The following is a 13,268-nucleotide window of genomic DNA, read 5'->3' as shown; positions in this document are numbered from 1 at the left end:
ACATCAATTTATAACTTTTCGCAATGATATTCCCGATTGTTTCACCAAGGTCATTTCCTACAGCTTCCAAATAATAATTTGGTTCTCTTAACCCAAGATCATCAAAAAACACTTGATTCAAACAATAATCATAATTCTGTCCAGTATGTACCAAGATCTGATCAAAATATTTATCACATTTTTTAATGACTTCTGATAAACGAATAATCTCTGGTCTTGTACCTATGATTATCATTAATTTTATTTTATGATTCATAGTATGCCTCCCTATGCTTCTTAATATTAATTATTAAAAATTTTTTTGTATCGTTTATTTGCGCAACAATAAGTGGTATTAATATTATTATGTTGACTATTACAACACCAATCCAACTAAAATTCATAAAATCAAAAAAATAAGTTAATGGAATTTTAATAAATCCTGCAATAGTAAAATAAATTAACTGTACTTTCAATCTACTTAATCCATTTGCTATAGCAGTTTCCGATAAAACAAAAATCATGACTATGCTATATAATCCAAAAACAAGTCCATATGTCAAATTATATTTGAAGTTATTATTATTTAACCAAATTTTAACAATAAATGGAAAAGCAAAAATAATAATACAAATACCTAGTGCACTAATTAATGACATAGTTCTTAATTTTTTTTGAAGATTTCTAATCCATCTATAATCTTGATTGCTATTTGCCCTAGCAATATTTGACCAAATTGGATTTGTTATCAAAGAGAATAAAGTAACTATTAAATAAAACACTTTATAGTATATTTGATAATCCACTACATAATTTGGACCAAATATATTTGAAATAAAGAATTCATTTGTTGAATTAATGATTAATAACATCAATTGTATAAAAAAGAATTTTCCTCCTAAAAAAGTGATATTCATAGCAATTTTTCTATTTCCATAAAAAATTGATGGTCTGCATTTTCTCAATTTGCCAAAAAATAATACTACAGTTGTGATTAAATAAGGCAAATTTAAAGATATAATATAAAAAAACGAAAGATTTCTTAATGCAATTTGTGGATTCTCTTCTTTTATTATCAATATATAAACAAGATTGCATGCATTTGTTAGGAGTTGTAAGAAGTTAACTAATGCGACTTTTTCCATTGAGAGAAGAATCGAACTAATCAGTTTAAGTACAAAATATAATAACAAACCAACAAAAGTAAAAGAAATAACCAAACTCAACATTTCTCTAGAAACAGTTTCACTAGATATATTAAATAAATTATTCCAGTCCATATTTTGTATCAAAAAATATCCAAAAAAAGCAATAATTAATGATATAAAAGAAAGCATCATATATGCGGAAGAAATATACTCTTTAGCCTTTTTCATGTTATTTTCATCAAGATATTTTACTAATTTATTTCTTAATCCATTTCCTATACCTAGATCAAAATTAACTATCCACGTTAACACACCTATAATTGCCAACCATAAGCCTAAGATTGATTTATCTTCAAAATAACTCAAGTATGCAGGCATTGTGAGAAAATTAAGTATAATAGATAATCCTTTCACAGTGAAAGAACCAAATATGTTTCTAAATAAAGTAGAATCTTTTTTCATTAATGCCTTGACCTCCTCGCTTTAATATCATTCATAAAAACAAAAATAATTATATAAGTCATCACAAAATAAAAATGTGATTCTTTGTTAATTATTATAAAAAAAGAAATAACAAATATAATCCTTGTTATAACAGAAAATTTTTTTCTTTTAAATACGGATTTAGCAAAAGTAATTGGCGTTATAATTGATAATAAACCGAAAGTTGCAAGATAGTAAGTTGTCATAGAAGTCTGCGATACTAATCCTTTTGTTTTAAAATAAAACATCATATTTGTATTTCCAATACTGTTACCAAATATTGGATTTGAATAAAATAGTTCTAAGTTGATTGTGGGGCAAAGCATTCTTGCTGAATATGATATATTATCAGTTTTATCAAATAATTTCTGAAAAACTAAAGGATTTAATTTATATAAAAAATCCAATATATTATTCCAATTTAAAATAAAGAAAAAAATAGCAAATATAATTAAACAATTATATAGAAAATAGTATTTCGTTTTTTTACCCTGCGAAAAAAATGAAAAGACTATTAAAAGAAAACAAAGATAACCTCCTGTTGACTGTGTTGTTAGTAAAGTAATTATTAATACTATAAGTTTAATTTTACTATCTTTTCTAAAGAAATGATACTGAAAAAAAATAGCTAAACACAAGAATGATGAAAACAGTGATGGCTCCCAAAAAATGCCCATATTACGTTTAAAAGAATATGTAGTTATATTATAAATTAAGATGCTATAATAAGTTGTTGTCTCGCTTTTCATAGTTGGAAATGAGCTTATAAAAAAAGGAAAAATCAAACCAAGGCAATAAAACACTAAAGATATTAAACTTATATAATATATTACACTGATATAGACTTTTAAAACATGTTTAATATCCCAAATACTTGTTATTATATATGCCGTTAAAATCACAATTAAATATCTAAATAAAGATGATAAATAAGCATAATCACTATTGACAATCAAGGAAGAAATAGAGATAAATATAAGAATAAGTATATTCATATTAAGGTCCGTTATGTGCAATTTTGAAGTTTTCACTCTGTTAAAAAAAACACACAATAAAACACAAAAAGTTGCAAATAGAAAATAAAAACAGAATGATGGTGCTATTAAACTTAATGCACTTCCACTATTTAAGATTACTGAAATAACAATAAAAAAACAAGTAGCTTTTTTTATTGTTTTATTTAATGAAATCATTTTCTCACCTTTAAAAACTGTTGCAAACTATCATATTCATTTAATCGAAGAATTTTTTTAATATATTTTGAAAAAAATAACATTATCCTAGAACTTAATGGGTATAATATTATTTTTCCTATTCTTTTTTCATATTCTTCATCAATTGATATCTCAGAAGGGTGTTTTAAAGGTAATTGAATTTCCTTTGATTTCATACCACAAAACTGATTAACTCTTTTATTCTTTTTTGAATTACCCCCATGTTCGGAAAAAGCATCAACTCCTATATTTTCTATTAGGTTAACTTTAGGAGATATTCCATACATTTCATTTGACCTAACTGAAAATACCATTTGATAATCCCAAGAGCTAATTTTTTTGTTTGTAGATAACAAGTATTTAGTCCTTTTTATTGATCTTAATTGTTGTTTATACAATGCAGAATTACTATAACTTAACCTAAATTTTTCATTAACATCCTTGTTATTCAATGTTAATAATAAACCATCATAATATTTCAAGAATTTATTAGACCAAGATGCCCAACCACATGGCAATAAATGTTTAGTAAACATATAACTAAATTGTGATTCATATTCTTCTAGATAATTGGTTCCACAAATCCATAATATTTTATCGTTTTCTTCATATTTTTCTAACAATTCCTTACAATAACTAAAAAAGGAAACTTCTGGAAGATTATCATCTTCAAGAAATATAGCCCATTTTTCTTTTGATAACACCCATTTAGCTCCTTCTCCTATATTTGAATAAACACCTCTATTAGTTTCTGCATAATTCTTTATTATTTCACAATCCCAATCAATTAAAGATTCAATAAGAGTTCTACATTTTTTTGTTTGTTCTTCCTCAATAGAGTTTCTTGGACCATCCGCAATTAGATATAATTTTTTAGGTTTAACTATTTTTATACGTTCTATAATTTTTTTTAACCCAGTGTCTCGTTTGAATATGAATAGAACTACAGGTATTTCAAACATAAGATCCTCCTTAATTTATTAATATTTTTTCAAAATAAGTATCCGGCTTATTAGGATCGAACATTTCATTGGCCCACATGATCGTTACCATATCTGTATCCCCTACGTTGATAATGTTGTGCGTATAACCAGTTGGAATGTCTACCACTTCTAGTTTTTCGCCACTTACTTGATATTCAATAATCTTTTCTTCACCGATTTTTCTGAATTGAATCAGACCTGTTCCACTGACTACAAGAAACTTTTCATTCTTTGTATGATGCCAATGATTTCCCTTTGTAATTCCTGGTTTGGATATATTCACACTAACTTGTCCACATTCTTTTGTCTTTAAGAATTCTGTAAAGCTACCTCTTTCATCGATATTCATTTTCAATGGATAGCTGAATGCATCTTCAGGAAGATAGCTTAGATAAGTTGCATAAAGCTTCTTTGTTAATTCATCTGCTTGATTAATTACTTCAAGACTTGTTCTTGATTCTTTAAAGCTTTTGATTGTATTTGCTAAATCTCCTAAGGTACAGTCATATACCTTTTCTACGCCATAATGAACACCATCAACAATATATGGATTACCACAAATACAATGGATAATTTCCTCTACAACATCATCAATATAACATAATGGTAATGTTACTGATGGATCATTGATTTGAATATCTAGACCATGAGCAATATTATGACACCATGTTGCAACTACGCTATTGTAATTAGGACGACACCATTTGCCAAACAGATTAGCAAAACGATAAATATAAATAGGATTACCATTTTCTTTCCCAAAAGATAATAAAGCACCTTCCCCAGCTTTTTTGCTTTTCCCATAATCGTTATCTCTTTCTGCCTGAATTGAAGAGGAAATCATAATAGGACACTTGTTTCCTGCTTCTTTCAAATAGGAACAAAGAGCCTCAGTAAAGCCAAGATTTCCTTCATAAAATTCAGAAGGAGTTTGTGGTCTATTTACACCTGCTAAATGAACAATGAAATCACAATCAGCACAAAACTCTTTCAGTTTTTCTTTTGCGCTATTCAGATCATACTCATATAATGTAAGATTAGATGTTAAAGAAAACATTTTATTTTTTTCATCTCTAATTGTTTTTAATGTTTCAACGAGATTTCTACCAACAAAGCCTTTTGCACCAGTAACTAGAATTTTCATAACTATTTATTCTCCCATTTTTTTAGTTCTTCCCTAACTAAAGGGACTTCACGTAATTTATTTTTTACTTGTTCTAATGTCATCAATCTAGTATTGTTAGAATTAAATTGAGATAATTGACTTTTTTCTACGCCTTCTGAAAAATATTTATCATAATTCAAATCTCGTTTATCTGCTGGTACTCTATAGAAATCACCTAGATCTATTGCATTAGCACATTCTTCATCTGTCAACAAGGTCTCATACATTTTCTCTCCATGACGAATACCGATAACTTTAATTTCATTTTCAGAATGAAATAATTCTTTAGTCGCTTTAGCAAGTACATCAATTGTACAAGCTGGCGCTTTTTGTACAAAGATATCTCCACTTGTTCCATGTTCAAAAGCAAATAGAACTAGATCTACCGCTTCTTCCAAAGTCATTACAAAGCGAGTCATGCTTGGTTCAGTTAATGTTAGAGGCTTTCCATCATTAATTTGCGAAATAAAAAGAGGTATAACCGAACCTCTTGATGCTAATACATTTCCATATCTTGTACACATGATGCTTGTTTTTTCTGGATCAACCGTTCTTGATTTTGCTACGATTACTTTTTCCATCATAGCCTTGCTAGTGCCCATGGCATTTACTGGATATGCTGCTTTGTCTGTACTTAAGCATACTACTTTCCTAACTCCACATTCGATTGCTGCTGTTAATACATTTTCTGTTCCTAAGACATTTGTCTTCACTGCTTCTATTGGAAAGAATTCACAACTCGGTACTTGTTTTAACGCAGCAGCATGAAAAATGTAATCGACACCGTGCATTGCATTCTTAATTGAATTAATGTCTCGAACATCTCCAATATAGAACTTTAATTTATCTGAAACTTCAGGGTATTTTGCTTGATACTCATGACGCATGTTATCTTGTTTTAATTCATCCCTCGAAAAGATTCTTATTTCTTTTATATCTGTATTTAAAAATCGATTTAACACTGCGTTTCCAAATGAGCCTGTTCCTCCAGTAATCATTAATATTTTATCCTTAAACTGTTTCATAATTTATTACTATCCTATTATAATAGGATTTTACTCCCTTCTTTTTTTAATTCTGACATAAAGGTTTTCATTTCAAGTTGATATGAACTATATTCAAAAATTCCCGAACTTTTGCATTTATTTTTCAAATCATTAATTTGACTTTTATTGTTTTCTATGATTTTTTTTACTTCATTAGTTGCATCATTGATATCGTTGACAAAAAAAGCAAGACCTTGTTTTTCTAAATAATTTCTTATATCGCTTGTATCATTTGTGATAACAGGAGTACCCTGTGTTATACTTTCTGCAACTTTTGTAGGAAATCCAGCTGTTGTATCCCTTTTTTTATCTCTAAACAATATTGTATAATCACATTTACTTATTTCATTTAGTATAAAATCATTATCTTTTAATCCATAAAAATGTATTTTTTCACCAATTTTTTTAATTGTATTTTCTAGACTTGGCATAGAGAAAATAACTTCTTTTTTTTCTAAACCATAGATGTGGAGATTATAGTTAATATCAGTCATTTTTTCGAAACACTTTATTATTAAATCTAATCTGTCCTTCATATCTATAGGATCTTTAATAATTTTTTTAGTATTAAAAGGTATACCAGCATACAAAATGTTTACAGCATTTTCATCTATATTAATTGGTTTTAGTGAATTAAAGCATTTCTCTGATAAAGGAGGTAAAATAATAATATGTTTAATTGTTTGTTCATAATATTTTTTTAAAAATTCACTTATAACAATCATTCCATCCATTTTTTTATTTATATATCTTTTTTGATATGTTGTATCTGCCCATTTTGCCAATCTAAAAACAACGTTTCCGTTTCTTGGCGTATGTAACCAATCTACACAATCTGATATACAAATTATGTTTTTTTTCTTACAAAAATTTAAAATTTTTTTCATAAAGAAAGAAATTCTTGGCGCCCCATAATTTATTATTGCACAAACTTCATTTTTTAATTCTATTTCATTAAAAATTGTTATAATGTTTTTATATACCTTTTCATATTCCAACCATTCTTTAGTTGAGAGAGGATATGAAACAGAATATACTTTTATTCCATCTATTTCTTTAATTGTTTGTTCAGAAACTTTCTCACATGAAATTATAATAACATTATATCCAATCGATTTAAGTAATTTCGAATTGTTTAATACTCTTTTTCCAGCCGCATTTAGAGGAAACATCTGAAAATTACCCATATATATAATTGTTTTATTGTTCATTGAATTTCTCCATTATTTTCTTATACTTTTCTACTCTTATTTTTCCTAAGAGAAATGAACCTATTGAATAATAATTTAGTCTTTGTAATACCCACTTTAAATCTTTTTTTCCAAACTTTTTATCAATAGTTTTTGAAATTTGTTTGTTTCTTAAATTCTCTATATCAACATATTGCTCTTTTCTTTCAATACCTTTTAATGAATTACTTAATTTATTTAATTCATAATCTATATCAAATGGACTTGCTTTATATTGATTGAATTGTATACCAATTCCTTTGAACCTTATCTTTTCATTATCTATATTTAGACCCGCTATAAAAGTCTTTTTATTCTCATCAGTTAATTCAACTTTTTTCTTATCATTTATAGATATACAATCATCAAATATTGCATTTCCCAAACTATAAAAACATATTTTTTTATTGTCAGATCTTTGATATCCCTGTATAGTATGAGAATGGTGACCATGAATGATATAATCGTTATATTTATTAATTTTCTGAACTATCTTAATTTGGTCAAAAGAAGGATAATTTGTATGTTCAAGACCCCAGTGCAAAGAAAGTAATGAAATAGCATTATTTTTTTTATCAAATTCCATTTGTTTACATAAATTATTTAATGATAATTCATTAATATATTTGCCAATACCAATTGCATTTGTACTATAACAACAATATCCAGATAAAGATAGTGAAACATCATTAAATTTCTTTAATAAACTTTTATTAAACGCTCCATACCATTCAATATTATTTTCTTCTAAGATTTTTATAGTATCTAACAACCCCTGTTTTCCAAAATCTAACATATGATTATTAGCAATTGAAACTGCATTTACCTTTAGATATTTCAAAATATCAACATTTATAGGATCACTCCTAAGATGCATAGATTTACACATTAAAGACTTTCTTTTATTCGTTAAAGGAGTCTCTAAGTTAGCTATAACATAATCATACTCATTTAATTTATCTTTTAAAAAAGACAAATTAACTTCTATTGATTTTTTATCGTTTTTCGTCAAGTCAAAATTAGATATTAATGCCATATCACCTAGCAATGCAATTTTCATAATTGATTACAACCTTTCAGTATTTTATTACTTTTTTAACACATTATTTTTAATAAGGGCATATTTCCCACTTTTCTCTTTTGGTATCATATCAACATAAATAAATGATATTCTTATATCATTACCGAATCTATATTTCATTTGTTTTATTATTTCTGATTCTCCTTTATCTCTATTGAACTTTTCTTTATCTATAACTAAATGTATTTCAATAGCATTAATATCATTTTGCCAAAACTGCATATTTACAATACTATTAGGAAAACCTTTGATTACATCAGCTAAATGCGATAATGAAACTTTAGAACCATCAATTGCATATAAGAAATCAACTTGTCTTCCTTCAATAAAAGAAACTATTGGATGACATGATCCACAATTACATGTTTCATGACTAAGTTTCCACATATCTCCGATTCTATATCTAATTAATGGTGTCCCATGAGTAGTAAAAGATGTAACAAGCATCTCAGTACCATAATCAGTTTGATATTCTTCAATAATACCAGTATCGATATTATAATGTAACTTACCTTCTTTACATTCTGTTATAAAAGGTGCGCCTTCTGAAGATCCATATTGATTTCTTACAGGACAAGTAAACACGTTCTCTATCTCTCTTTTTTGATAGGGTAGCAAAGTTTCAGATGTTGTAAACACTACCTTAGGAGTAAATGTTAACTTACAATCATTTTCTTTTATAAATAAAGCTAAATCATATATAGAAGAAACAAAACCATTTATTACTTCTGGTTTAAACTCATTAAGACTTTCTACATAATATGGAAGATTTTCTCTTAACATATCAAAAGTTGAGTATAACATTTGATTTCTTGATTTATTATATCTCCAAAAAATTTTGGTTTCTTTATTTTTATTTAATATCTGTCGTCCACTAAAAGTCGCCCTTTTCATGTCTGGCAGTATTCCATGTTTTTTTTCCCATGTATGTAAATAAGCATATCTTTTTTGCATATCTTCTTTTGTAAAAACAACCTCTAGAGATTTCCCAGTTGTGCCACCTGTAAACATTTTTATCCCTTTATGAATTGGAATTGTATAAAAATCATTTATATTTTTCCTAAGAATTTCTTTTTCTAAGATAGGTAATTTATCTAAGTCGCTTATCCCTCTAATCGCATTAATATCTATGTTTTTATAAAAATTTTTATAAAAGTGGCTCTTTGATACTGCAAATTCTAAAAGCTCTAAAAATCTTTGTTCTTGTATTTTTTTTTGTGTTTCCAAATCGCTATAATTTAATTCATTTAATCTTTTCATTTCATCCTTGTATATTTTACCAAATCTTTGCTTATTTTGATATGCACCATAAATACTAACGCCACAATTTTGTATAAAAGTAGGCAAATAGATATATACTTTTTTTGCAACTGACATTTACAGATTCTCCTTATACCACTCTATTGCTAGTTGTATTCCCTTTTCAAAATCATATTGAGGATCATATCCTAGCATTTTTCTTGCTTTTTCGATATTTGCATTTGAATGCTTAATATCCCCTGCTCTATCTGGACCGAAAATAGGATCAATATTCACATCTAGCACTTTGCATAAATGATTATATATATCTATTAAGTACTCTCTACCACCATAAGCAATATTAAAACTTTCGCCAGCTACATCACTAGAAGCTAAGCATGCTTTTAAATTTGCTTCAATTACATTTTCTATATAAGTAAAATCACGTGATTGTTTACCATCACCATTTATTACTGGTTTATCCTTATTTAAAAGTTGTTTTATAAATTTTGGAATTACTGCAGCATATACCCCATTAGGATCTTGACGCTTTCCAAATACATTAAAATATCTTAAACCATATGTATCTAAATCATAAAGTTTTTTATATAGCTTCCCATACTCCTCATCAACTTTTTTAGTCAATGCATACGGACTTAATATATTGCCTTCTTGCCCTTCAGTTTTAGGTAATACAGGATGATCGCCGTATACACTAGAGCTTGATGCATAAACAAATTTTTTTACATTATTTTGTCTAGCCGCTTCCATCATATTAAGTGTTCCCCCTATATTTACTTTTTCGTAAAATAAAGGCATTTCAATACTTCTTGGAACTGAACCCCAAGCCGCTTGATTTAAAACATAATCTATGCCATTACAAGCGTTATAGCAAGTATCAAAATCTGTTATATCTCCTTTTATAAAAGTATAGTTTGGATTCTCTAGAAACATATTAACATTAGCTTGCTTTCCAGTGGATAAATTATCTAAACATACTACATCATAACCTAAATTCAAAATAGCTTCACAAAGATTAGAACCTATAAAACCTGCTCCTCCTGTAATTAGAAATCTACTTCCTTTTGGAAATACTAAATCTGTATATGACATATTTTTTCTCCTTTTTTTCTCTATAATCTCCAATAATTAAATCCTTGTGTTTCATAATTCTTTCTATCAAAAATACCTTTTACATCGATAAGCACTTTTTTTGCATTAAGCATATTTTCAATATCTCTTGAACTTAAATTCATAAATGCATCATGATTAACAGCAATTATCAGTGCATCTAGGTTTTTTAGTTCTTGTATATCTTTAAATTCTATGCCATACAGCCTTTTTGCTTCATTTCCATCTGCAATAGGATCTACAACAATTGTTTCTACTCCATATTCTTTTAATTCATTTATTATATCAATAACTTTTGTATTTCTAGTATCTGGACAATTTTCTTTAAACGTGAATCCTAAAACTCCTATTTTTGCATTATTAATGCTTTGTTTTGCTTTGATCATAGTTTTAATAGTTGATTCAGCAACAAATTTTCCCATATCATCATTTATTCTTCTGCCAGATAAAATTATTTGTGAATGATAACCTTCTTGCTCAGCTTTATATGTCAAATAATAAGGATCTACTCCAATACAATGTCCTCCTACTAATCCTGGATAGAATTTCAAAAAATTCCATTTAGTTCCTGCGGCTTCTAACACAGCTTTTGTATCAATTCCCATTTTATTGAAAATGATTGATAATTCATTCATAAAAGCTATATTAATGTCCCTTTGTGAATTCTCAATCACTTTTGCTGCTTCAGCAATTTTTATTGATTCAGCTTTATGTACGCCTGCCTTTACTACTAATTCGTACACTTTTGCTATTTCCTCTAAACTTTCTTCATCCATACCTGAAACAATTTTAACTATAGTTTCTAATCTATGCTCTGTATCCCCAGGATTTATTCTTTCAGGTGAATATCCTACTTTAAAATCGACTCCACATTTCAAGCCAGACTTTTTTTCAAGTATTGGTATACATATATCTTCCGTTACACCTGGATACACTGTTGATTCAAAAACAACTATAGAACCTTTTGTTAAATTGTTTCCAACTATTTCACATGCTCCTTCAACTGGACTCAAATCAGGCGTATGATCTTTACAAACTGGAGTTGGTACTGCAATTATATGAAATTTTGCTTCTTTTAATTTATTTGAATCCGAGGTAAATTCAACTTTACAAGATTGAATGACGTTATCACCTACTTCTTTAGTTGGGTCAATCCCAGATTTGTATAATGCTATCTTCTCTTCATTAACATCAAATCCAATAACTTTAATTTTTTTAGAAAACGCCACTGCTATTGGCATTCCTACATAACCTAATCCAACTAGACTTAGCTTTGCTTTTCCGTTTAATAAATCTTCATATATCATAATTTTCTACTCCTTACACATTTTTTTTATCAAAAACGAATTAACTTTATTTACTTCAAATTTCTCTTTACATAATTTATAACCATTCTCTCCCATTCTAATTGCTAAGGAACTATCATTGATGAACTCAATCATTCGTTCAACGATTAAATCCACATTTTTTATAGGTACTAGAAATCCGTTATATCCATCAATAACTGTATCTCTACACCCAATAGTATCAGTAGTTATTAAAGCTCTTTTCTTAGACATTGCTTCTAAATTAACCCTTGGCAATCCTTCTCTATATGAAGGTAAAACAAATACGGTTGTATCATTTAAAACTTCATTACTATTCTGAATTTCTCCTAAATAGCTAATGATATTCTCATTAATTGCTTTATTGAGCATTTCGCCTAAACTTTCACTTTCTAACTTTCCTGCAACGATAAAATTTACATTTGGATATCTTGATTTTACGATTTCTGCAGCCTTGATGAATTCTTGAATTCCCTTTTCAACACTTAGACGACCAATAATTGAAAAAGTTGTTTTCCCTTTAACCTTAGTTGGAGGATATTCACTCATATTAACACCAGAGCCATTTACTACAATTCCCTTATTTTTTTTCAACAATTTTTTATTTATGAATTCTAAAATATCATCATTATTTTGAAAAAAAACCTTTGTTGACAAACTAAGTGATAATTTAATCATTGGAAATGCAACCAATCTTAAACATCTTATTTTCAATGAATCCTTAATAAATAAACTTCCTGCACCATTGATATAACTAAAAACACAATTAATACCTGCCATCCTAGAACCTATAACACAAGATGGAATAATTTTAATTCCATAAACTAACACAATATCCGGTTTTATATTTTTTAAAATTTTTTTTATACTGAGCAAGACCTTGATTTCTTTCAAAGGATTTATGTTAAACCTACTAATTGGTAAAAATTGTGAAATAATACTTTCCGAGAAATAATCAACATTTATACCATCCTTTAATTCAGAACCCGCTAATATTACATTATAATTTCTTTCTATTAAATCTTTAATCAATTCCTTTCTCATTATATGGAGCTTATCCGCATAATTTGAAATAATTAAAATTTTTTTTGAATTTTCTATCATATTTTCACCTTTACTTTACAGTTTAAATATCTTTACAAACATGGAAAATATAACCTATAATTTCATTTTATTTTCCTTCCCTCTTGATAACATCATAATTAAACGATTCTCTTTTTTCATAATAATGAAAATTAGCGTATC

General features: G+C 27.5%; 12 protein-coding genes. All 12 read right to left on the bottom strand.

The window, feature by feature from the left end; genetic code table 11:
• Positions 1-256 (bottom strand): UDP-N-acetylglucosamine 2-epimerase (locus UGRO018_RS16575; RefSeq protein WP_416327622.1); only part of this gene is annotated, 256 nt, incomplete at its 3' end.
• The gene (locus UGRO018_RS16570; protein WP_416327621.1) at positions 246-1,589 is read right to left on the bottom strand and encodes a lipopolysaccharide biosynthesis protein; all 1,344 of its coding nucleotides are present in this window, start codon (positions 1,587-1,589) and stop codon (positions 246-248) included. The genes UGRO018_RS16575 and UGRO018_RS16570, both read right to left, overlap by 11 nt.
• The gene (locus UGRO018_RS16565; RefSeq protein ID WP_416327620.1) at positions 1,589-2,803 is read right to left on the bottom strand and encodes a hypothetical protein; all 1,215 of its coding nucleotides are present in this window, start codon (positions 2,801-2,803) and stop codon (positions 1,589-1,591) included. Before UGRO018_RS16565 ends, UGRO018_RS16570 begins: the two co-directional genes overlap by 1 nt.
• Positions 2,800-3,786: a hypothetical protein gene (locus tag UGRO018_RS16560; protein ID WP_416327619.1), complete on the bottom strand. Its 987-nt coding sequence runs from the start codon at positions 3,784-3,786 to the stop codon at positions 2,800-2,802. Before UGRO018_RS16560 ends, UGRO018_RS16565 begins: the two co-directional genes overlap by 4 nt.
• A gap of 10 nt (positions 3,787-3,796) precedes the next feature.
• Positions 3,797-4,951, bottom strand: coding sequence for a polysaccharide biosynthesis C-terminal domain-containing protein (locus UGRO018_RS16555; RefSeq protein WP_416327618.1), 1,155 nt, complete (start codon positions 4,949-4,951; stop codon positions 3,797-3,799).
• Positions 4,952-4,953: 2 nt separating this feature from the next.
• A complete protein-coding gene (locus UGRO018_RS16550) occupies positions 4,954-5,997 on the bottom strand; it encodes a polysaccharide biosynthesis protein (protein ID WP_416327617.1) in 1,044 nt (347 codons plus the stop codon).
• A gap of 17 nt (positions 5,998-6,014) precedes the next feature.
• Positions 6,015-7,229: a glycosyltransferase gene (locus tag UGRO018_RS16545; protein ID WP_416327616.1), complete on the bottom strand. Its 1,215-nt coding sequence runs from the start codon at positions 7,227-7,229 to the stop codon at positions 6,015-6,017.
• Positions 7,219-8,307, bottom strand: a complete 1,089-nt coding sequence (locus tag UGRO018_RS16540) for a CapA family protein (protein ID WP_416327615.1) — start codon at positions 8,305-8,307, stop codon at positions 7,219-7,221. Before UGRO018_RS16540 ends, UGRO018_RS16545 begins: the two co-directional genes overlap by 11 nt.
• 27 nt (positions 8,308-8,334) lie before the next feature.
• Positions 8,335-9,705 (bottom strand): phenylacetate--CoA ligase family protein, encoded by a 1,371-nt coding sequence (locus UGRO018_RS16535; protein ID WP_416327614.1) that lies wholly within the window; start codon positions 9,703-9,705, stop codon positions 8,335-8,337.
• Positions 9,706-10,680 carry an SDR family oxidoreductase gene (locus UGRO018_RS16530; protein WP_416327613.1) on the bottom strand — a complete coding sequence of 325 codons (975 nt, stop codon included), beginning with the start codon at positions 10,678-10,680 and terminating at the stop codon, positions 9,706-9,708.
• A gap of 20 nt (positions 10,681-10,700) precedes the next feature.
• A complete protein-coding gene (locus UGRO018_RS16525; RefSeq protein ID WP_416327612.1) occupies positions 10,701-12,005 on the bottom strand; it encodes a nucleotide sugar dehydrogenase in 1,305 nt (434 codons plus the stop codon).
• A gap of 6 nt (positions 12,006-12,011) precedes the next feature.
• A complete protein-coding gene (locus UGRO018_RS16520) occupies positions 12,012-13,127 on the bottom strand; it encodes a glycosyltransferase family 4 protein (protein ID WP_416327611.1) in 1,116 nt (371 codons plus the stop codon).
• Positions 13,128-13,268: the final 141 nt, after the last annotated feature.

Origin of the sequence: Hoskinsella mucinilytica, assembly GCF_045223415.1 — a bacterium.
In the GTDB taxonomy this organism is placed as follows: domain Bacteria; phylum Bacillota_I; class Bacilli_A; order Erysipelotrichales; family Erysipelotrichaceae; genus Hoskinsella; species Hoskinsella mucinilytica.
The sequence above is the reverse complement of the archived record's forward strand: the minus strand, read 5'-3'. Positions and strand labels throughout refer to the sequence as shown.

Bases quoted from the DNA above. Each gene is read 5' to 3' on its own strand.
- UGRO018_RS16570 (WP_416327621.1), bottom strand. From the start codon at position 1,589: ATGAAAAAAGATTCTACTTTATTTAGAAACATATTTGGTTCTTTCACT.
- UGRO018_RS16565 (WP_416327620.1), bottom strand. From the start codon at position 2,803: ATGATTTCATTAAATAAAACAATAAAAAAAGCTACTTGTTTTTTTATT.
- UGRO018_RS16560 (WP_416327619.1), bottom strand. From the start codon at position 3,786: ATGTTTGAAATACCTGTAGTTCTATTCATATTCAAACGAGACACTGGG.
- UGRO018_RS16555 (WP_416327618.1), bottom strand. From the start codon at position 4,951: ATGAAAATTCTAGTTACTGGTGCAAAAGGCTTTGTTGGTAGAAATCTC.
- UGRO018_RS16550 (WP_416327617.1), bottom strand. From the start codon at position 5,997: ATGAAACAGTTTAAGGATAAAATATTAATGATTACTGGAGGAACAGGC.
- UGRO018_RS16545 (WP_416327616.1), bottom strand. From the start codon at position 7,229: ATGAACAATAAAACAATTATATATATGGGTAATTTTCAGATGTTTCCT.
- UGRO018_RS16540 (WP_416327615.1), bottom strand. From the start codon at position 8,307: ATGAAAATTGCATTGCTAGGTGATATGGCATTAATATCTAATTTTGAC.
- UGRO018_RS16535 (WP_416327614.1), bottom strand. From the start codon at position 9,705: ATGTCAGTTGCAAAAAAAGTATATATCTATTTGCCTACTTTTATACAA.
- UGRO018_RS16530 (WP_416327613.1), bottom strand. From the start codon at position 10,680: ATGTCATATACAGATTTAGTATTTCCAAAAGGAAGTAGATTTCTAATT.
- UGRO018_RS16525 (WP_416327612.1), bottom strand. From the start codon at position 12,005: ATGATATATGAAGATTTATTAAACGGAAAAGCAAAGCTAAGTCTAGTT.
- UGRO018_RS16520 (WP_416327611.1), bottom strand. From the start codon at position 13,127: ATGATAGAAAATTCAAAAAAAATTTTAATTATTTCAAATTATGCGGAT.